This is a genomic window from Halomonas sp. YLB-10 (assembly GCF_003856855.1).
In the GTDB taxonomy this organism is placed as follows: Bacteria; Pseudomonadota; Gammaproteobacteria; order Pseudomonadales; family Halomonadaceae; genus Halomonas; species Halomonas litopenaei.
Genome location: NZ_RRCU01000009.1, coordinates 17,118 through 36,387, shown reverse-complemented (window position 1 = coordinate 36,387; position 19,270 = coordinate 17,118). Strand labels below are relative to the sequence as shown.

20 protein-coding genes are annotated in these 19,270 nt (G+C 64.9%); 17 read left to right on the top strand and 3 right to left on the bottom strand.

Annotated features, from left to right (window positions below; all coding sequences use genetic code 11):
• Nucleotides 1-39: 39 nt before the first annotated feature.
• Nucleotides 40-648 (bottom strand): ribosome biogenesis GTP-binding protein YihA/YsxC, encoded by a 609-nt coding sequence (gene yihA, locus EBB56_RS18765; RefSeq protein WP_108131866.1) that lies wholly within the window; start codon nt 646-648, stop codon nt 40-42.
• Nucleotides 649-880: 232 nt separating this feature from the next.
• Between yihA and EBB56_RS18760 the strand changes: the two genes are divergently transcribed.
• From EBB56_RS18760 to EBB56_RS18735, 6 genes are all read left to right on the top strand, one after another.
• On the top strand, nt 881-1,501 hold the full coding sequence (locus EBB56_RS18760) for a cytochrome c (protein ID WP_045993937.1): 621 nt from the start codon (nt 881-883) through the stop codon (nt 1,499-1,501).
• A gap of 214 nt (nt 1,502-1,715) precedes the next feature.
• Complete coding sequence (locus EBB56_RS18755; protein ID WP_045993936.1) at nt 1,716-2,357, top strand: thiol:disulfide interchange protein DsbA/DsbL; 642 nt, start codon at nt 1,716-1,718, stop codon at nt 2,355-2,357.
• Nucleotides 2,354-3,178: an endonuclease/exonuclease/phosphatase family protein gene (locus EBB56_RS18750; protein ID WP_045993935.1), complete on the top strand. Its 825-nt coding sequence runs from the start codon at nt 2,354-2,356 to the stop codon at nt 3,176-3,178. The genes EBB56_RS18755 and EBB56_RS18750 overlap by 4 nt, the downstream gene beginning before the upstream one ends.
• 237 nt (nt 3,179-3,415) lie before the next feature.
• The gene (locus tag EBB56_RS18745; RefSeq protein WP_124805047.1) at nt 3,416-3,976 is read left to right on the top strand and encodes a TRAP transporter small permease subunit; all 561 of its coding nucleotides are present in this window, start codon (nt 3,416-3,418) and stop codon (nt 3,974-3,976) included.
• A complete protein-coding gene (locus EBB56_RS18740) occupies nt 3,977-5,380 on the top strand; it encodes a TRAP transporter large permease subunit (protein WP_108131869.1) in 1,404 nt (467 codons plus the stop codon).
• 186 nt (nt 5,381-5,566) lie between these two features.
• Nucleotides 5,567-6,670, top strand: a complete 1,104-nt coding sequence (locus EBB56_RS18735) for a TRAP transporter substrate-binding protein (RefSeq protein ID WP_045993932.1) — start codon at nt 5,567-5,569, stop codon at nt 6,668-6,670.
• Nucleotides 6,671-6,782: 112 nt separating this feature from the next.
• Here the strand turns inward: EBB56_RS18735 and EBB56_RS18730 are convergent, their stop codons facing one another.
• Nucleotides 6,783-7,208, bottom strand: a complete 426-nt coding sequence (locus tag EBB56_RS18730; RefSeq protein WP_045993931.1) for a YqaA family protein — start codon at nt 7,206-7,208, stop codon at nt 6,783-6,785.
• A gap of 74 nt (nt 7,209-7,282) precedes the next feature.
• On the opposite strand from EBB56_RS18730, the gene thiD reads away from it, so the two are divergent.
• From thiD to EBB56_RS18705, 5 genes are all read left to right on the top strand, one after another.
• A complete protein-coding gene (thiD, locus tag EBB56_RS18725; protein ID WP_124805046.1) occupies nt 7,283-8,113 on the top strand; it encodes a bifunctional hydroxymethylpyrimidine kinase/phosphomethylpyrimidine kinase in 831 nt (276 codons plus the stop codon).
• Between the two features lie 181 nt (nt 8,114-8,294).
• On the top strand, nt 8,295-9,140 hold the full coding sequence (locus tag EBB56_RS18720; RefSeq protein ID WP_045993929.1) for a universal stress protein: 846 nt from the start codon (nt 8,295-8,297) through the stop codon (nt 9,138-9,140).
• 86 nt (nt 9,141-9,226) lie between these two features.
• Nucleotides 9,227-9,838: a chalcone isomerase family protein gene (locus EBB56_RS18715; protein WP_260425395.1), complete on the top strand. Its 612-nt coding sequence runs from the start codon at nt 9,227-9,229 to the stop codon at nt 9,836-9,838.
• Nucleotides 9,839-9,928: 90 nt separating this feature from the next.
• Nucleotides 9,929-10,366: a D-aminoacyl-tRNA deacylase gene (gene dtd / locus EBB56_RS18710; RefSeq protein ID WP_045993928.1), complete on the top strand. Its 438-nt coding sequence runs from the start codon at nt 9,929-9,931 to the stop codon at nt 10,364-10,366.
• Nucleotides 10,367-10,565: 199 nt separating this feature from the next.
• Nucleotides 10,566-11,978 carry a uracil-xanthine permease family protein gene (locus EBB56_RS18705; RefSeq protein ID WP_124805045.1) on the top strand — a complete coding sequence of 471 codons (1,413 nt, stop codon included), beginning with the start codon at nt 10,566-10,568 and terminating at the stop codon, nt 11,976-11,978.
• A gap of 73 nt (nt 11,979-12,051) precedes the next feature.
• On the opposite strand, the gene EBB56_RS18700 is transcribed toward EBB56_RS18705, so the two are convergent.
• A complete protein-coding gene (locus EBB56_RS18700) occupies nt 12,052-13,998 on the bottom strand; it encodes an ATP-binding cassette domain-containing protein (RefSeq protein WP_108449484.1) in 1,947 nt (648 codons plus the stop codon).
• 71 nt (nt 13,999-14,069) lie between these two features.
• On the opposite strand from EBB56_RS18700, the gene EBB56_RS18695 reads away from it, so the two are divergent.
• The 6 genes from EBB56_RS18695 to EBB56_RS18670 all read left to right on the top strand — a co-directional run bounded on the left by EBB56_RS18695 (nt 14,070) and on the right by EBB56_RS18670 (nt 19,267).
• Complete coding sequence (locus EBB56_RS18695; protein WP_260425394.1) at nt 14,070-14,597, top strand: TIGR02444 family protein; 528 nt, start codon at nt 14,070-14,072, stop codon at nt 14,595-14,597.
• A 158-nt stretch (nt 14,598-14,755) separates the two neighbouring features.
• The gene (gene dctP, locus EBB56_RS18690; RefSeq protein ID WP_108131873.1) at nt 14,756-15,778 is read left to right on the top strand and encodes a TRAP transporter substrate-binding protein DctP; all 1,023 of its coding nucleotides are present in this window, start codon (nt 14,756-14,758) and stop codon (nt 15,776-15,778) included.
• A 217-nt stretch (nt 15,779-15,995) separates the two neighbouring features.
• A complete protein-coding gene (locus EBB56_RS18685) occupies nt 15,996-16,574 on the top strand; it encodes a TRAP transporter small permease (protein ID WP_124805044.1) in 579 nt (192 codons plus the stop codon).
• Nucleotides 16,575-16,608: 34 nt separating this feature from the next.
• Nucleotides 16,609-17,892, top strand: a complete 1,284-nt coding sequence (locus EBB56_RS18680) for a TRAP transporter large permease (protein ID WP_045993923.1) — start codon at nt 16,609-16,611, stop codon at nt 17,890-17,892.
• Nucleotides 17,893-17,937: 45 nt separating this feature from the next.
• On the top strand, nt 17,938-18,381 hold the full coding sequence (locus tag EBB56_RS18675) for a universal stress protein (RefSeq protein ID WP_045993922.1): 444 nt from the start codon (nt 17,938-17,940) through the stop codon (nt 18,379-18,381).
• Between the two features lie 169 nt (nt 18,382-18,550).
• Nucleotides 18,551-19,267: an FKBP-type peptidyl-prolyl cis-trans isomerase gene (locus tag EBB56_RS18670; protein WP_045993921.1), complete on the top strand. Its 717-nt coding sequence runs from the start codon at nt 18,551-18,553 to the stop codon at nt 19,265-19,267.
• Nucleotides 19,268-19,270: the final 3 nt, after the last annotated feature.

The following is a 19,270-nucleotide window of genomic DNA, read 5'->3' as shown; positions in this document are numbered from 1 at the left end:
CGGCGGGCTCGTCAGGCTGGCTAGGGCTCGTCAGGCTGGCTAGCCTTCGTGCGCAAGCCAGCCGTCCAGGCGCCGATGGGCCTCGTCGACGCCCTGGCGCTTGAGCGCCGAGAAAAGCTGCACGCTGACCAGGTCCTCCCACTCACGCAGCCGCGAGCGCACCTGCTGCAAGGCATTCTTGGCCGCGCCCTGCTTCAGCTTGTCGGCCTTGGTCAGCAGGATATGCACCGGCAGGTCGCGCTCATCGGCCACATCCAGCAGCGCCAGGTCGAACTCGGTCAATGGGTGACGCACGTCCATCACCAGCACCAGCCCCTTGAGCGAAGCTCGCTTCTGGAGGTATTCGGCCAGGTGGCGCTGCCACTCCAATTTGACCTTTTCGGGCACCTTGGCGTAGCCGTAGCCGGGCAGGTCCACCAGCCGGCGCTCGCTGTCCTCGCCCAGCGAAAAGACGTTGATGAGCTGGGTGCGACCCGGCGTCTTGGAGGTACGCGCGAGCGCCTTCTGTTGGGTGATGGTGTTGATCGCGCTGGACTTTCCGGCATTGGAACGTCCGGCAAAGGCGACCTCGACACCACTGTCTTCGGGGCATCGGGCCAGCGTCGGCGCACTGGTGAGGAATCGGGCCAAGGAGTAGTTGAAAGCCATGAGATGGAAGAAATCCTGACGGTGATCAAAGGTAGGGTCGAGGGCCCTGGCATTCCCGCCCCCGGGGTGTTTGGTTATAGTAAGCTTTGAGGCGGCTGCGACCCGGGGAATCATCATAACATTGTGCCGCTGTCGCCAGCGACCGGCCTCAGCGCGGGCGCTTCCCCCTGCAGTGAAGGCCACGCCTTCCGCGGGACCGTGAAAACATTAAAACGGCATAAGTGAACTAGCGATGAGACAGTTACTGGCAAGCCTGGCAATCTCCATCGGCGTCGTCGGCGCCGCCCATGCCGACCTCCAGAGTGACGCAGACGCCGCCGCAGGACGCGACAAGGCTACCGCCTGCGCCGCCTGCCACGGCCAGACCGGCGCCAGTATCGCGCCGACCTTCCCCAACCTGGCCGGCCAGCAGGCCTCCTACCTGGCCAAGCAGATCATCGACATCCGTGACGGCACCCGTCCGGTGCCGCAGATGGCGGGGCAGGTGGACAACTTCAGCGACCAGGACGCCTGGGACGTGGCCGCCTTCTTCGCCGGCCAGGACCCGGTGGTGGGGCAGGCCAAGGATGACGAGGCGTTGCTCGAGCGCGGCGAGGCGCTCTACCGCGCTGGCGACCTGGCCAAGGGCATCCCGGCCTGCAGCGCCTGCCATGGCCCGACCGGCAGCGGCATCGGCTCGGCGGTCTATCCGGGGCTTTCCGGCCAGCACGCCGGCTATGTGGTCAGCACCCTCCAGGCATTCGCCTCCGGCGCCCGCGCCAACAGCCCCGGCGGCGTGATGGCCGACATCGCCGCCAAGATGAGCGACGCCGACATGGAAGCCGTGGCCAACTACGTCCAGGGCCTGCACTGATCGATTCACCTTTCGATGCGTCCCGCGGGGCGGCCCTTGTGGCCGCCCCGTTGCGTTTACCAGCAAAGATAGACATGCGACGCCTGCCCAATCGGGATATTCGGGAACCCTTCGAACGTTGTAGACTCAAAACAGCGTTCGCTTTGCGGCTCCAGGTTCGTCGCGCCCTCGCGCCGCCATGGCATGCCCGCCTCAATCAAGGAGAAAACATTCTATGCTGAAGTCACTGATGATGGGCCTCGCTGGCCTTAGCCTGTCGACCATGGCGGTCGCCGCCTCGATCACCGAGGGCGAGGACTACACCGTCGCCCCCAATCAGGTCGAGCTGGGCAGCGACGATGGCAAGATCAACGTGACCGAAGTGTTCTGGTATGGCTGCCCACACTGCTACTCGCTGGAAGATCCGCTCAACGCCTGGGTCGCCGAGCTGCCCGATGACGTCGAGTTCGAACGCATGCCGGCCACCCTGGGCGAGACCTGGGTCAAGCATGCCAAGGCCTTCTATGCCGCCCAGCAGCTCGAGATCCTCGACGAGGTGCACGAGGACTTCTTCGACGCCATCCACCAGGAAGGCGAGCAGCTTACCGAGCCAGCAGACATCGCCGCCTTCTTCAGCGACTACGGTGTCAGCGAAGAGCAGGCGCTCAAGGCGCTGGATGGCTTCGGCGTGAAGTCCCAGATCAATCGCGCCAGCGCCACCATGCGCAACCTCGAACTGATGGGCGTCCCCGCGCTGATCGTCGATGGTCGCTACATCGTCTCGCCGAGCACCGCCGGCAGCCTCGACAACATGCCGCGCATCGCCGAGGCGCTGGTGGAGCAGATCCGCAGCGAACAGGAGTCTGGAGCCCAATGACGTCACTGGCCGAGGAACGCCACCCCACGCTGGACAGAGGTCACCTGAGGCTGGTGACCTTCAACCTGCAGGTGGGTATCCAGACCTCGGCCTACCACCACTACCTCACCCGTAGCTGGCAGCACCTGTTGCCTCACCCGCGTCGGCAACGACGTCTGGACATGATCGCCGAGGTGCTGTCGCACTTCGACATGGTGGGGCTACAGGAGGTGGACGGCGGCAGCTTTCGCTCGAACCAGGTCAATCAGCTCGAGTACCTGGCCATGCAAGGCGGCTTCCCCCACCACTATCAGCAGCTCAACCGCAACCTCGGTCGACTTGCCCAGCACAGCAATGGTCTGCTCTCCCGGCTGGCACCCAGCCGCATCGAGGAGCACCGCCTGCCGGGAACCCTGCCCGGCCGGGGCGCCATCCATGCGCGCTTCGGCCAGGGCCCCGAGGCCCTGCACCTGTTCGTCGCCCACCTGGCCCTGGGCCAGCGCACCCAGAACCTGCAGCTCGACTACCTCAGCGAGCTGATCCAGCCACTCAAGCACGTGGTGGTGATGGGGGACCTGAACTGCACCCCGGATCGCCTGCACGCCCACGACCGCTTCTGCGCCTCGTTGCCGCTGCATCCGGTGCGACCGGCACTGAGCTACCCTTCCTGGCGCCCCAGCCGAGCGCTGGACCATATCCTGCTGTCGTCGTCGCTGGAGGCCGATGAGGCCGAAGTCCTCGACCGACTGTTTTCGGACCACCTGCCGGTGGCCGTCGATATTCGCCTGCCCCAGCCCTGCCTCGCCGCCATCCAGGCCGATCAGCCCGAGCAACCTGCCTGAGCTATCCTGTCGGCGGCGGACGCCACGCCAGCGGACCTCGACTTTTGGTGTCATGACAGTGCTACCTCGACTGCCGTATAGTCAGCGTTGACGTGCACCGAGATTCGCTAATGTCTCCGCGTGCCACACTATCCATGACGCCAGGTCCCCCCGGCAAGCCGACGTCCTGCCCTGGCGACGGCGTGCCCGGGCGCCAGCCTGGACAATGATCGCCCTGACACCACCAGCGAGTTCCTAATGTCTACATCTTCCGGCTTGCCGGGGCCACTGGCGGCCCTGGACGCCTTCTCCGAACGCCTTGGCAGGGGCCTTTCCTGGCTGATCCTGGCGATGATGATCATCCAGTTCCTGATCGTGGTGCTGCGCTATGCCTTCAGCGTCAACAGCATCCCCATGCAGGAATCGGTGATGTACATGCACGCCGCCGTGTTCATGCTGGCGGCGGCCTACACCCTGAAGCACGGCGGGCACGTGCGCGTCGACATCTTCTATCGCGCGATGTCACCCAGGCGCAAGGCGCTGGTCGACCTGCTCGGCACCCTGCTGCTGCTGCTGCCGGTGATGGGCTTCGTGATCGCCACCAGCCTCGGCTACGTCGGCAAGTCCTGGGCCATCTTCGAGGGCTCGCCCGACGCCGGCGGCATCCCCGGGGTGTTCCTGCTGAAGACGCTGATACCGGCCTTCGCCGTGCTGATGATTGTCCAGGGCCTCGTCGAGATCTACCGCAATATCCTGATTTTAAAGGGACGTCTCGACCCCAACGCCCTTCCCCATGACGCCGACGAGGAGCACCTGTAAATGCTGGAGTTCATGCCCCTGGTGCTGTTCGGTGTCATCTGTACGGTATTGATGTTCGGTTTTCCGGTCGCGCTGTCGCTGGCCGGTACCGCCCTGGCCTTTGCCGGGCTCGGCTACGGCCTGGAGTCCCTCGGCATCGATGCCAACTTCGACGGCAGCTACCTCAACGCCTTCCCCAATCGCCTCTACGGCATCATGACCAACACCACCCTGCTGGCGGTGCCCTTGTTCGTGCTGATGGGCGTGCTGCTCGAGAAGTCCAAGGTCGCCGAAACCCTGCTCGACGCCATGGCCCTGCTGTTCGGCTCGCTGCGCGGCGGACTCGGCATCTCGGTGACTCTCGTCGGCATGATGCTGGCCGCTTCCACCGGCATCGTCGGCGCCACCGTGGTCACCATGGGCCTGATGTCGCTGCCGACCATGCTCAAGCGCGGCTACAGCCAGTCGCTGGCCACCGGCACCATCTGCGCCACCGGCACCCTGGGTCAGATCATCCCGCCGTCCATCGCTCTGGTGCTGCTTGGTGACGTGCTGTCCAGCGCCTACCAGCAGGCCCAGCTGTCCATGGGCATCTTCAGCCCCAAGACGGTGTCGGTGGGTGATCTGTTCATGGGGGCGCTGGTCCCGGGCCTGATCCTGGTGCTGGTGTATATCGTCTACGTCAGCCTGGTGGCGCTGTTCAAGCCCAGCGCCGCTCCTGCCGCCGATCGCCAGGAACTGATGGCCGAGCTGGGCCACACCTCGGGCATCGGCCTGTTGCTGCTCAAGGGCCTGGTGCCGCCCATCGTGCTGATCGTCGCGGTGCTCGGCTCGATCCTGGCCGGACTGGCCACCCCCACCGAAGCCTCCGCGGTGGGTGCCTTCGGCGCCCTGGTGCTGGCTCTGGCCTATCGTCGCCTCGATCTGGCCACGCTCAAGGACGTGCTGCGCTCCACCACCCACGTCACCACCATGGTGTTCCTGATCCTGATCGGCGCGGCGTTGTTTTCACTGGTGTTCCGCGCCTACGGCGGTGAAGAGCTGGTCACCCATCTGTTCGAGAACATGCCTGGCGGGGTAGTCGGCGCCACCATCATCGTGATGCTGGTGATCTTCCTGCTCGGCTTTATTCTCGACTTCATCGAGATCACCTTCGTGGTGGTGCCGATCGTCGGTCCGATTCTGCTGGCCATGGGCCTGGATCCGATCTGGCTGGGCATCATGATCGCGATCAACCTGCAGACGTCCTTCCTGACGCCTCCCTTCGGCTTCGCCCTGTTCTACCTGCGCGGGGTGGCCCCGGAGTCGGTACCGACGTCCGCGATCTACCGAGGCGTCATTCCGTTCATCGTGCTTCAGCTCGGCATGCTGCTGGCCCTGTCATTCTTCCCAGAACTCGCCACCTGGCTACCGGAGCAGTTCTGACCCGGCGCGTTGGCGATGCGTGGACGGCAGCCCACGCCGGGGGGTGCCCCCGGCGTCTATAGTTGCCCGACGAGCCATCGCCCGCTTCACGGCGTCTCGGGCCATCCCGCGAGACGCCAACTACCCGCCGGCCCTACCCTGGCCGGCAGGTCCCGACAACGCCAATACCATACAAAGGGGACTTACATGCAACGCAGCTCAATCGCCAAGGCCATTACCCTCGCCGGTGCCTCCGGTCTACTGCTGGTCGGAGCCCAGGCCCAGGCCCAGGACACCTTCGAGTGGAAGCTGGTCACCTCCTGGCCGAAGAACTTCCCCGGTGTCGGCCAGGGTCCCGAGCGTCTGGCCAAGCTGGTCGAGGAAATGTCCGACGGCCGCCTGACGATCGAGGTGTTCGGTGCCGGCCAGCTGGTACCGGGCTTCGAGGTCTTCGACGCCGTCGCCGAAGGCACCGCCCAGATGGGCCACTCTGCCTCCTACTACTGGAAGGGCAAGGCGCCCGCCGCCCAGTTCTTCGCCGCCGTGCCCTTCGGCATGAACGCCCAGGAAATGAACGCCTGGCTGCACTATGGTGGCGGCCTGGAGCTGTGGAACGAGCTCTACGATGACTTCGGCGTCGAGGTCATGACCGCCGGCGCCTCCGGCGTACAGATGGGCGGCTGGTACAACCAGGAAATCAATTCGGTCGACGACCTGGACGGCCTCAAGATGCGCATGCCGGGCCTCGGTGGTGAGGTCATGAACCGCATGGGCGTGGCCATCGTCAATATGCCCGGCGGCGAGATCTTCACCTCGCTGCAGTCCGGCGCCATCGATGCCACCGAGTGGATCGGCCCGTACAACGACCTGGCCTTCGGCCTGCATCAGGCCGCCGAGTACTACTACTACCCGGGCTGGCATGAGCCGACGGTGATGTTCGAGGCCATCGTCAACGATGAGGCCCTGGCCGAGCTGCCCGCCGACCTTCAGGCGATCCTGCGCACCGCGGTGCGCGACGTGAACCAGGACGTGCTGGACGAGTACACCGCGCGCAACAACGATGCCCTGGCCACCCTGATCAACGAACACGACGTCCAGCTGCGCAAGCTGCCCGACGACGTGCTCGCCCAGGCTCAAGAGATCTCCGCCGAGGTGGTGCAGGAACTGGCTGACTCCAGCGATATCGCCGGTCGCATCTACGAGTCGTACCGCGACTTCCAGGACAAGGTGGTGAACTACCACGCCATCTCCGAGCAGGCCTACTACAACGCCCGCAACCCGGACGGCGGCACTGACTTCGGCCAGGAGTAACCCATCCAGAAGGTGTCGAGCATTGCCGACACAAGCACCCAGGGGCCGCCTCGCGCGGCCCCTGTCCGTTTTCGGGGCACAGGCGGACATCGTGTCGACTCTCGAGCAGTGATCAGCCGCAGCTGAAATAGCGTTCGGCAAACCACAGCAGCACCGCGTAGCGCCCGCCCTTGCTGACGACGATCCACAGCGTGGCACGCCACCACGGCAGCCGGGCGATTCCCGCGAGTACCGTCAGCGGATCCCCCACCACCGGCAGCCAGGCCAGCAGCAGACTCGCTTCTCCGCCCTTGCGATACCAGCGCTGGGCTCGTGCCAGTCCCGCCCGGGAGGCGGGAAACCAGCGACGATCGACATACTGGGTGGCGTAGCGGCCCAGGGCGACATTGACCAGACTGCCCAGGGTATTGCCCAGGGTGGCCACCAGCCACAGTGCCAGCGGCGCTTCGCCCCGGCACCACAGCCCGGCCAGCCATAGCTCGGACCCTCCGGGCAGCAGGGTGGCGCTGGCAAACGCCATGACAAACAGACTCAGCATGATGCGCTCGACATTGGCTCTCTCAGCGCCGCCTCTTGTATTCTGTGTCTTCTGCTGACTTTCGGGTGTCTTTCATGTCCCACGCCGTATCCATCCCTCACACGCTGACCATCGCCGGCTCCGACCCTTCTGGCGGCGCCGGCCTCCAGGGCGACCTCAAGACGCTGTCTGCCCTGGGCACCTATGCCACCAACGTCATCACCGCGGTGATCGCGCAGAATACCTGTGGGGTACGCGAGGTGCACCCGGTGGCTGCAGAGAGCATCCGGGTGCAGCTCGATCACCTGCTCGACGACGTGCGCATCGACGCGGTGAAGATCGGCATGGTCGCTAGCCGCGAGGTCGCCGAGACCCTGCGTGAAGCGCTCGAGGCCAGGCGTCCCCGCTGGATCGTGCTCGATCCGGTGATGGTAGCCAAGAGCGGCGACATCCTGGTGGATGAGGCCGGGATCAGTGCGGTACGCGATGTGCTGGTGCCGCTGGCCGACGTGATCACCCCCAACCTGCCCGAGGCGGCGGTACTGCTGGGGGTCGAGCCGCCCACCAGCGCCGATGCCATGGAGGCGATGCTGCCCGCGCTCAAGCAACTGTCCGCCCCCTATGTGCTACTCAAGGGTGGCCATCTCGATGGTGACAGCTGTCCCGACCTGCTGGCCTCGCCCGGTGGCGATCGCTGGCTGCCGGCGCCGCGCATCGATACCCAGAACCTGCATGGTACCGGTTGTGCCCTGTCCTCGGCGATCGCCGCCAAGCTGGCCCATCTGCCACAGGACGCCGACGAGGCGCAGGTCATCGACGCCATCGGCGACGCCAAGCGCTGGCTGCACCAGGCGCTCGACGCCAGCCGGCGGCTGTCGGTGGGCCAGGGGCGCGGCCCGGTGCATCACTTCCACGCCTGGTGGTAGCGGCAGGAGCCGTGGCGGGCGATGGCAGGCCGTGGAAGCCACGATGCGCCCGGTCTGATCTGATCCGAGCGCAGGACGGCGCTATCGTGCACTGACAGGGACTGACGACACCGTCGCTTGCGCGAATCGGCACGTCCGCCCATGCTGAAGGTTCACCCACTGGCGTCGTGAGGGCAGAGCCATGACTCGCACCCTGCTGTTTGCCTGTGACCTGTCGGCAGAAAACCGTTCCGCCTTCGGCCGCGCCATCCGCCTGGCCAACGAGATGGGCGCCCGTCTCGACGTACTGCACGTGCTGGATCCCTACCTGCCCCACCGGGTGCTGCGCGACCTGGAAGGTGCGGTAGTAGATGACATCCACGCCATCGCCACCGACCTGCGCGAGGACTACGCACTGGCCGAACCGCCGCTGCTGGTGCAGACGGTGACCGGCGCCCCCTACGCCGAGATCATCCGTGAGGCCCACGATCGCAACGCCGAGATGATCATCCTCGGCACCCATCGCAAGCGCGGACACCCTGACCTGATCGGCGGCACCACCCTGGCCCGGGTGCTGTTGAGCGCCCCCTGTCCGGTGCTGACTGTCAGCCAGCCCCCCGCAGAGCCGTGGAACGACATTCTGGTCCCGGTGGACTTCTCCCTGACCTGCCGTCGCACCCTGCGCGAGACCCTGCGACACTTTCCGGAATCCCGCCTCGAGTTGCTCCACGCCTGGGACGTGCCGGGCGAGCGCGAACTCGGCTCCGATACTGACTTCGCGCAGTGGCGCGATCGTGAGGTCATCCGACTTAGACAGCAGCTCGAACAGGAGATCGACCACCTGATGGCGGAATTCGATCGGGTGCCGGAGCTGGAACTGGTGCTGGAACAGGGCGACCCCCTGGACGTGTTGATCGCCCATCTGCGCCGTCAGCCTCCCGATCTGCTGGCACTGGGCAACCGCAGTCAGGCGGGCCGACGCAGTCAGATTACCAAGCGTCTGCTGGCGGAGCCCCGTTGCGACATCATGCTGTGCCGCGCCTGGTAGTCACGGGAAGAACGCTCTACAAAAACTGTACATAAGTCATATCTCGCGCCATGATGTGTACAACATCATGTCACGGGAGTTTCATCATGCCTTCGCGACAACCCCGACAGCACCCGCTGGTTCGGCTGCTTGCCGCGGTCAGCCTGATCACCTGTCTGACCCTGACCATGGCCGCGCCCCCCGAGGCCAACGCCCAGACGTCGACGCAGCAGGTCAGCGTCAAGAGAGCTAGCTTTGCCACCCAGATCGACGATGGCCGGCGCTACGAGATGATCGGCCACGGGCTCTTCACCTATCTGGTGTGGGACGCCTACGCCGGCGCCTACTACCAGGCCGCGGGGTACCCCCTCCCCGCTCCCGAATCCGACGTCCCGCGCCGGCTGGTGCTGCACTACTTCCATGCCATCGAGGCCGACGACTTCGCCAGCACCACCCTCGAGACCGTGCGCGAGCAGGTCGGTGCCGTGGACTTTCCGTCGATTCGCCGCCCGCTGACCGCGCTGGTCGACAGCTATCGCTCGGTCGCGCCGGGCGACCGCTATTCGCTGACCTGGGATGGCGAGAGCCTGATCCTGGCGCTCAATGGTGCCCCGCTGTACCGCTCCAACGACAAGGCGCTTGCCAACGCCATGTTCGCCATCTGGCTCGGTGAAGATCCCCTGGACCGCGACTTCCGCGACGCTCTGCTGGGGCGCTGACGCCGGCGCCTCCCTGGCCAGGCAGGCCCGTGCTAGGCTAGCGGGCCCTGCTGTGTGCAATCCCCCACCTGTTGCCAGAGGAAGCCCTGCATGAAAGCCCTGATCCAACGTGTCCGCCGTGCCAGTGTCGAGGTCGAGGATCGCACCGTCGGCGCCATCGACCACGGCCTGCTGGCCCTGGTCGGGGTGGAAAAAGGAGATGACGAGGCCTCGGCCGACCGCCTGCTGCACAAGCTGCTGCACTATCGCGTGTTCGCCGATGACCAGGACAAGATGAATCTCAATGTGCAGCAGGCCGGCGGTGGCCTCTTGCTGGTATCCCAGTTCACCCTGGCCGCGGATACCCGCAAGGGGCTGCGTCCCAGCTTCTCCAGCGCGGCGCCGCCGGCCGAAGGCGATCGTCTGTTTCACTACCTGCTCGACCAGGCCCGCCAGCGCCATGCGCCGGTGGCCAGTGGCGAGTTCGGCGCCAATATGCAGGTGGCACTAATCAACGACGGGCCGGTGACCTTTCTGCTCGAAAGTTGATTCCCCTCCCCCTGGCGCGAGCGCCAATAGGCAGCGAACGCGGCGTCCTGCCACCTTTGTGATCTTCAAAAGCCCGATCGCAACGCGATATCGGCGGGAAGGTAAACCAGGCTCTCTCGTCTAATCCCGTCTCATCTTGATGTTTATGGAAACATTTACCACAATCACCTGTATACAAAAACAACCGGTGATCGTATCCATGAGCAACGCCCGCTACCCCGTCAGCGTCTCGGTCTTCGACTTCCACGGCCGGCCACCGCTGAGCCGTGCCCTGCCACTGTCGCTGCAACACATCCTCGCCATGATCATGGGTACCATCACGGTGCCGATCATCGTCTCCGGTGCCATCGGCGCCTCCACCGCCGAAACCCTGCTGCTGATCCAGATTTCGCTGGTGGCCTCGGCGCTGTCGACGCTGATCCAGCTGTTCGGTGTCTGGCGCTTCGGTGCCCGCCTGCCGACCATCTTCGGTGTCGGCTTTGCCTACGTGCCCACCCTGACCGCCGTGGGCGCCCAGTATGGCCTCGGCGGCATCCTCGGCGCCCAGTTGATCGGCGGCATGGCGATGCTGCTGGTCGGGTTCGGTATCCGCCCGCTGCGTCACCTGTTTCCGCCGGTGGTGGCGGGGGTGGTGGTGCTGGTGATCGGCCTGTCGCTCTACGACATCGCCATCCACTACATGGCCGGGGGCAAGGGGAGCGCCGACTACGGTGGCGGCAGGCAGTGGCTGGTGGCGCTGGTCACTCTGGCCGTGGTGCTGGCGATTTCCCAGTTCGGGCGGGGCTTCATCAAGCTCGCCGCGATCATCTGCGGCATCGTGGTGGGCTACGCGCTGGCACTCGCGCTGGGCATGGTGGACTTCACTGCGGTGCATCAGGCGGCCTGGTTCAGTGCGCCGCGCCCGCTCCCCGTGACGCTCGAATTCGCGCCGGTGGCGATCCTGTCCATGGTGATCATCTGCGTGGTCAATTCGGTGCAGACCATCGGTGATCTATCCGCTACCACCATCGGTGGCATGAATCGCGAGCTGGGCCATCGGGAGCTGTCCGGGGGCTTGCTGGGCAACGGCCTGTGCACTCTGGTCGGTGCCCTGTTCGCGGCTCTGCCGACGGCGTCGTTCAGCCAGAACGTCGGTATCGTCGCCATGACCAAGGTCATCAGTCGTTCGGTGCTGGCACTGGCGGCGCTGTTTCTGCTGGCGGCGGGACTGATGCCGAAGTTCGGCGCGCTGATGACCACCATTCCCTATCCGGTGCTCGGTGGCGCCACCATAACGGTGTTCGGCATGATCACCATGACCGGTATCCAGCTGCTGACCCGCGACGAGCTGTCCGGGCGCAACATGACCATCGCCAGCCTGGCGCTGGCGCTGGGCCTCGGGCTCGCCGCGGCGCCGCAGGCCATCGCCGCGCTGCCGGACACGATCGAGATGGCGATCGGTGGATCACCCGTGGTGGTGGCGGCGCTCACCGCCGTGCTGCTCAATCTGCTGCTGCCTCACAAGAGCCTGGCCGACGAGCAGGCCGAGCGCGAGCGGCTGGCCGCGCGCATGGAAGCCAGCGACACGGCTCCCGCTAGCGTGCCCGCCTCATCCCGGTGCGACTCGCAATAGCCGTTCGCCACACCCACTCGCCCCTGCTATCGGGCGACCCAGCGACCCGAGGCGCTATCGAACCGAGCGTGGCTCAGCCCGACAGCGCCTCGTTCATTTCCTCGAGCGCCTCTTCGGCGGCGAGCCAGTCGGCCTCCAGCTCCTCGAGGCGCGCCTTGAGCTCGCCCTGGCGCGCCAGACAGTCGGTCAGTTCCTGCTTGCGCGCCGCGTCGGTGTAGAGCTCGGCGTCGCCGAGCTGCGCTTCCACCTCGCCGAGTTCAGCCTGGACCTTCTCCATGGCCTTTTCGGCCTTGTCCCGCTCGCGCTTCAAGGGCCTGAGCTTCTCGCGCAGCTCGGCGGCGGCGCGGCGCGAGGCCTTGCGATCCTCCCGCGGGGCGGCCTGGCCAGCCTCGGCCCTGTCGGCCTTGTCTTCCCTGGCCGCGCGACGATCGCTTTCCAGGCGTGACTTGAGCCAGGCCCGGTAATCCTCCAGGTCGCCATCGAAGGGTTCGACCCGATGGTCGGCGACCTTCCAGAACTCGTCGACGGTGGCCTTGAGCAGGTGGCGGTCGTGGGATACCACGATCACCGTCCCTTCGAACGACGCCAACGCCTCGGTCAGCGCCTCGCGCATCTCCAGGTCCAGGTGGTTGGTCGGCTCGTCGAGGAGCAGCAGGTTGGGCTTCTGCCAGGCAATCAGGGCCAGCGCCAGGCGTGCCTTCTCGCCGCCGGAGAACAGCTCGACCCGGGCAAACACGTCGTCTCCCGGAAAGCCGAAGCCACCCAGGAAGTTGCGGATATCGCTGTCGGCGGCCTGGGGCGACAGGCGCTGCACGTGGGTGAAGGGGGTCGCCTTGAGATCGAGCCCTTCGAGCTGGTGCTGGGCGAAGTAGCCCACCGCCAGGTGCTCGCCGGGCACCCGACGGCCAGAGAGCAGCGGCAGATCGCCGGTCAGCGACTTGATCAGGGTCGACTTGCCCGCGCCATTGGGACCGAGCAGTCCGATGCGCTGTCCCGGCAGCAGGGTCAGCTTCACGTCGGACAGCTGGGTGCGCTCGCTGCCGTCCTCGCGACGATAGCCCAGGCTGGCGTCATCGATCACCAGCAGCGGATGAGACGTCTTGTCCGCCGCCGGCAGGGTAAAGTGAAAGGGGGAATCGACGTGGGCCAGGGCGATGTCGCCCATGCGCTCGAGCATCTTCAGTCGGCTCTGGGCCTGGCGCGCCTTGGTCGCCTTGTAGCGAAAGCGGGCGACAAACTTCTCGATTTCCTCGCGACGCGCCTGCTGCTTCTCGGCCTGGGCCTGCTGCAGCGCCAGCTTCTCGGCCCGGGTCCGCTCGAAGGTGGTGTAGTTGCCCCGATAGAGCACCAGGCTGCGACGATCGAAGTGCACGATGTGGTCACACACCGCATCGAGAAAGTCGCGGTCGTGGGAGATCAGCAACAGGGTGCCGGGATAGCGCGTCAGCCACTGCTCTAGCCACAGCAGGGCGTCCAGGTCCAGGTGGTTGGTCGGCTCGTCGAGCAGCAGCACGTCGGAGGGCATGAACAGGGTACGCGCCAGGTTGGCTCGCATGCGCCAACCACCGGAGAACGCCGACAGCGGCTTGTCCAGATCGTGCTGGGCAAAGCCCAGCCCGACCAGCAACTGGGCCGCGCGGGCTGGCGCGCTGTAGCCGTCCAGCGCCTCGATGGCGCCGTGAAGTTCGGCCTCGCGGTGATGGTCACCGTCGGCCTGGGCAGAGGCGAGGGCAACCTCGGTACGCCTTAGTTCCGCGTCCCCGTCGAGCACGTACTCGATGATGGGGCGAGACAGCGCCTCGACTTCCTGCGCCATATGGGCAATACGCTGGCCGCCACTCATCTCGACCGCGCCCTTGTCGGCGCCGATCTCGCCGAGGATCAGGCCAAACAGACTGGACTTGCCGGCGCCATTGGGGCCCACGATACCGGCCTTGTGGCCGGCGTGCAGGGTCAGGTCGGCACCCTCGAACAACGGCTCGGCGCCGCGTTGCAGGGTTACTTGGCGCAGTGCAATCATCACGGCTCCATCGGGATGAGCCCGCCGGGCCGGGCACCCGCGAGCTTCTCTAATAAAAGAAGGATATCGTCTTGGACCCCGATTCTACCGAATTCACCGCTCGCCTGCGCCCTCGCCTGGCGACTTCGCCGCTATGGGACTTCGCCCTGGCAATCTATGCCCGGCCAGGCGTCGAGCAAGCCTGCCTGACGCTGCAGGATGAGCACGGCTGGGATGTGTGTGAACTGCTGTGGCGTTGCTGGCTGTATCAACAGGGCGCCCAGGCCGGTGCACTGCCGTCGCAGGTCGCCGCCTGGCAGCGCGAGGTCACCCAGCCTCTGCGCCGACTGCGCAGGAATCTGAAGCCCCAGGCGCAAGCCGACCCGCAGGTGGCGAGCGTTCGCTCGCGGATCAAGCAGGCGGAGCTCGAAGCCGAGCAACAATGCCTGCAGATGCTCATGAAAATTAGCCTGAACGAACTGGCTTTCTCGCCGATACCCGCCAGACTCCAAGGTCTAGAAAATGTGCTGCTTTCTAGCCAACAACGGCAGAAAAAAACGCAACTTATGGCCATAAGAAGCGTGGAAAGCCAGCTTGACCCTCTTCCGGCAGCGCGCTAGCCTGACGTTAACTGCATGAGAATTCCTGCATTTTTTGCATGATCGATCTTGTTCGCGCCAATAGCACAAGGTCCGAGATTCCGAAGCGAGACACGAAGCAATACAACAGGCGAGCGCGATCCGCCCATAGCTCCAACACCTGCAGAGGAACCACAAGAATGAAGGCAACACAGCTGCTGACCACCGCCAGCATCGGCGCCCTGATGCTGGGTCTTTCCTCCACCGCCATGGCCGACAACTGGCGCTACGCCCACGAAGAGTACGAGGGCGATGTCCAGGACGTCTTTGCCCAGGCGTTCAAGCAGTACGTCGAGGAGAATTCCGACCATTCCGTCCAGGTCTACCGCTTCGGCGAACTGGGTGAATCCGACGACATCATGGAGCAGACCCAGAACGGCATCCTGCAGTTCGTCAACCAGTCTCCCGGCTTCACCGGCGCGCTGATTCCCGAAGCCCAAATCTTCTTCATTCCCTACCTGCTGCCCACCGACGAAGAAACCGTGCTGAAGTTCTTCGACGAGAGCAAGGCGATCAACGAGATGTTCCCCGAGCTCTACGCCGAGCACGGGCTGAAGCTGATGCAGATGTACCCGGAAGGGGAAATGGTGGTCACCGCCGACGAGCCGATCACCTCGCCGGAGGACTTCGACAACAAGAAGATCCGCACCATGACCAACCCGCTGCTGGCGGAGACCTACGACGCCTTCGGCGCGACCCCCACGCCGCTGCCCTGGGGCGAGGTCTACGGCGGTCTGCAGACCGGCATCATCGACGGTCAGGAAAACCCGATCTTCTGGATCGAGTCCGGCGGTCTGTACGAGGTCTCCCCGAACCTGACCTTCACCGGCCACGGCTGGTTCACCACCGCCATGATGGCCAACCAGGACTTCTATGACGGCCTGTCCGACGAGGACAAGCAACTCGTCCAGGACGCCACCGACTCCGCCTACGACACCACCATCGAGCACATCCAGGGCCTCGCCGAAGAAGCCCTCGGCAAGATCCAGGAAGCGTCTGACGAGGTCACCGTGACTCGCCTGGACGACGAACAGATCCAGGCCTTCAAGGATCGCGCTCCGCAGGTCGAGGAGAAGTTCATCGAGATGACCGGTGAAGGCGGTCAGGAACTGCTCGACCAGTTCAAGGCTGACCTGGAAGCGGTTCAGTCCGGCGAGGAGTAATCCTCGTCTGAGCCATCGCTCCCGAAAGGGGCAGCCCTACCCGGCTGCCCCTTTTGTGTTTCCAGAGCCCTGAATAGCGACCCGACAGTCGCCGCCACGCCAGGCGCGCTGCGTGCATCCAGCGTTGACCAGATGGCTGCGAACCGCGACCCAGAGGGCGTACGCTGCGATACAGGTACGTGCGTTTCTCCCGGAATTCCCGACCAAGGATCCCATCATGACCGAAGAAGAATCCGAACAGCACTACCACTCGGGGTTGCCTGGTTTTCTGGGCATCATCGATACGTGGATCAGCAAGCTGGAAGCCATCATTCTTGCAGTGGGTGTGCTGCTGATGGCGGCCAATACCATCGCCAACGTCGTTGGCCGCTTCGTGCTCGGCGAGAGCATCTTCTTCAGCGGCGAGATCAACCGCATTCTGATCATCATGATCACCTTTGCCGGTATCGGCTATGCGGCGCGCCACGGGCGCCATATTCGCATGTCGGCGATCTACGATGCCCTGCCGGTAGGTGGCCGCAAGGCATTGATGATCTTCATCTCCCTGTTTACCTCTCTGGTGATGTTCTTCCTGCTGTACTACTCGGTGATCTACATCGTCGACCTGTATGACAAGGGGCGCATTCTGCCCGCCCTTGGCATCCCGATCTTCTGGATCTACCTGTGGGTACCGCTGGGCTTTCTGATCACCGGTATCCAGTACCTGCTCACCGCCATCAAGAACCTGACCTCCCGCGACGTCTACCTGTCGACCGGCGTGCTGGATGGCTACAAGGATACGGAGACTGAAGTATGAGTGACGCGACGGCGGCAGCAGGAGGACAGCCCCAATGACAACCATAATGGTCACCACCATGATCGCCCTGCTGTTGCTGGGCTTCCCCATGATGATCCCGTTGATCACCGCGGCGGTCATCGGTTTCTTCATGATGTTCAACGGCCTGGACCAGATGGACACGCTGATCCAGCAGATGATGGCGGGCATCCGGCCGGCCTCGCTGATCGCCGTGCCGATGTTCATCCTCGCCGCCGACATCATGACCCGCGGCCAGTCGGCAGAGCGCCTGATCAACATGGTCATGGCCTTCATCGGCCACGTGAAGGGCGGCCTGGCGGTATCCACCGCGGCCTCCTGCACCCTGTTCGGCGCCGTGTCCGGCTCGACCCAGGCCACCGTGGTAGCGGTGGGCTCGCCGCTGCGCCCGCGCATGCTCAAGGCCGGCTACTCCGACTCCTTCACCCTGGCGTTGATCATCAACTCGAGTGACATCGCCTTTCTGATCCCGCCCAGCATCGGCATGATCATCTATGGCGTGATCTCGGGCACCTCCATCGGCGAGCTGTTCATCGCCGGCATCGGGCCAGGCCTGCTGATCCTGCTGATGTTCTCCATCTACTGCGTGCTCTACGCGGTGATCCGCGACGTCCCCACCGAGCCCAAGGCGTCCTGGAGCGAGCGTCTCTCCGCGGTGCGTCAGGCGCTGTGGCCGCTGGGCTTCCCGGTGATCATCGTCGGCGGCATCTACGGCGGCATCTTCAGCCCCACCGAGGCCGCCGCGGCCTGCGTGCTGTACGCGGTGCTGCTGGAGTTCGTGGTGTTCCGATCGCTGAAGATGAACGACATCTACGCCATCGCCAAGTCCACCGGCCTGATCACCGCGGTGGTGTTCATCCTGGTCGCCGTGGGCAACGGCTTCTCGTGGATCATCTCCTTCGCCCAGATTCCGCAGGCCATGCTCGAGGCGGCCGGGATCAACGAAGCGGGTCCCACGGGTGTGCTGATCGCCATCTGCATCGCCTTCTTCGTCGCCTGCATGTTCGTCGACCCGATCGTGGTCATCCTGGTGCTGACGCCGATCTTCGCGCCGGCCATCGAGGCCACCGGACTCGACCCGGTGCTGGTGGGTATCCTGATCACTCTGCAAGTGGCCATCGGCTCGGCGACGCCACCCTTCGGCTGCGACATCTTCACCGCCATCGCGATCTTCAAGCGGCCCTATCTGGACGTGATCAAGGGCACACCTCCGTTCGTGTTCCTGCTGATCCTGGCCGCGGCCCTGCTGATCATGTTCCCGCAGATTGCGTTGTTCCTGCGCGACGTCGCCTTCCGCTAGGCGGCGTCTATCGGATGCGCGGAGACCAAGCTTGAGGAGAGACCGATGTTCAATCGAATCCTGGTGGCGGTGGACGGCTCCAAGGGCGCCCTCAAGGCGCTGGAGAAGGCCGTTGGGCTGCAGTACCTGACCGGCGCCGAGCTCTACATCCTGTGCGTGTTCAAACACCACAGTCTGCTCGAGGCCTCCCTGTCGATGGTTCGCCCGGACAAGCTGGACCTGCCCGACGATGCCCTCAAGGAGTACGCCTCGGAGATCGCCGTGCATGCCAAGAACCACGCGGTGGAACTGGGGGTACCGCTGGAAAAGGTGCGCGCCTTCGTCAAGGGAGGCCGCCCCTCGCGCACTATCGTGCGCTTCGCCCGCAAGCGCGAGTGCGACCTGATCGTGATCGGCGCCCAGGGCACCAACGGCGACGCCAGCCTGATCCTGGGCAGTGTCGCCCAGCGGGTGTCGGGGTCGGCGCAGTGTCCGACCCTGGTGGTCTAGCGCCACATTCATCACGGCTAGCACAGACGCAGCCGCAACCACAGGCCCGGGTCATGCCCGGGCCTGCCTCGTAGGGGGTAACGCGCGGCGGGTGCGGAACCCTTTTGCCCCTGTTACAGTCACAACAACGACACTCACACTACGGCCAACGCGCCAGCCAAGGATTTCCATGAAGACACTGCTGACTTCCGCCTCCCTGATCGCCCTGCTGGGCGCCGCTCCCATGGCCTTCTCCGCCCCCGAGAGCGACCAGGAAAAGCTTAGCTACAGCCTGGGTGTGACCCTGGGCCAGAGCATCAAGCAAGACGTGGAAGACCTCGACACGGATGCCTTCAGCGAGGCGATCAAGGACGTGTTCGCCGACGACGGCCTCGACATGACCGACGAGGAGATCGCCGCCGCCCTGACCAAGTTCCAGGAAGAGGCCATGGCCAAGCGCGCTGAAGAACAGCAGCAACGTGCCGAAGAGATGGCCCAGCAGGCGGACGCCAACAAGCAGGAAGGCGAGGCCTACATGGCCGAAAACGCCGACAAGGACGGCGTTACCACTACCGACTCCGGACTGCAGTACAAGGAGCTCGAGGAAGGTGACGGCGCCTCCCCCGAGGCCGGCGACACCGTGCAGGTCAACTACGAAGGCAAGCTGATCGACGGCACCGTGTTCGACAGCTCCTACGAGCGCGGCGAGCCGGTATCCTTCCAGGTGGGCCAGGTCATCGAGGGCTGGCAGGAAGCCCTGAAGATGATGAACGTGGGCGACACCTGGGAAGTCGTGATTCCGCCGGAGCTGGGCTACGGCGCGCGTGGCCAGGGCCCCATCGGCCCCAACGAGACCCTGATCTTCAAGGTCGAGCTGCTTGACGTGAACCCCAGCGACGAAGGCTGAGTC